This is a genomic window from Micromonospora sp. U21 (assembly GCF_018070045.1).
Taxonomy (GTDB): Bacteria; Actinomycetota; Actinomycetes; order Mycobacteriales; family Micromonosporaceae; genus Micromonospora.
In genome coordinates, this window is the sequence record NZ_JAGPYK010000086.1 from 1 (window position 1) to 1020 (window position 1020).

Consider the following 1020-nt stretch of genomic DNA (forward strand, 5'->3'; position numbering starts at 1 on the left):
CGACCACCACCGCAAGATCGCCGGCGGCATCTTCAACAACGACGGCAAGGTCGAACTCGACGACAAGTCCACCGTCACCGACAACGACCCCAAGAACTGCGTCAACGTCAAAGACTGCCACGCCTGAACCACCACATAACGCGGGAGTCCCTTCCGCCGCGCGACCAGCGGGCGGAAAGGGGCTCCCGCCTTCGGTCGCCCGCCTCGGTGGAGGAGGTCCGACAGGACGGCGTCGGGTGGTGGCGTGAGATCTCCTCCGACCTGACGGCCACGGCTGACCGCTGTCCGACGTCACGAGAGCCTTCGACCTCGAAGCCCGGTGTGGCGCCTTCGGCGCCCTCCTACCACGCCCGCACCCGGCGTCCGCACTCCTGCCTACCCGACCCGTCCATGTACCAATTGTGGGTTTCCTTCGGATACATCCACATGATGAAGAACATTCTCATACGGTGTTCTTCAGCAGCTACAACCGATTTGTAGCGAAGGCCGCTCGCGAGGGCGAAGCGACCTTGTCTGGGTACAAGGAGAGGGCAGAGAGCTCAGATGTCCAACTACCTTCGCAGTAACGATGACGCCGTTCGCCAGACCACGTCAGCGGCGGGCCGGCGCAAGCTGTGGCTCGCCACCGGCGTCCTGGGCCTGACGGGAGCGGTCAGTCTCACGGGAGTCGCGTACGGCGGCGGCGTCAATGGCCTGGCCGATCTGAAGTGGTCCACGGCGCAGCAGCTCAACAATGACGACAAGCGTAACGAGGAGGGTCGTGACTGGCATGAAGGTCAGGGCCCGGGCGCCGGCAACTGGAACGAGAAGGCCTGGGGAGACGAGCAGGCCTGGGATGACAAGGGCCGGGGTGAGCACGGTAAGGATGACAAGGGCAAGGGTGAGCACGGTAAGGATGACGAGGGCAAGGGTGAGCACGGTAAGGATGACAAGGGCAAGGGTGAGGACGGGGACCGGGTCAGGGAGGTGGACTGTGACGAGGAGGATCTGGTCGAGGCCATCGATCTGCTCAACCGTGGT

General features: G+C 64.0%; 1 pseudogene. It reads left to right on the top strand.

The annotated features are described in order from the left end of the window. Positions 1-543 precede the first annotated feature (543 nt). Positions 544-1020 (top strand): annotated as a pseudogene (locus KBX63_RS34860) (hypothetical protein); the annotation flags it as partial.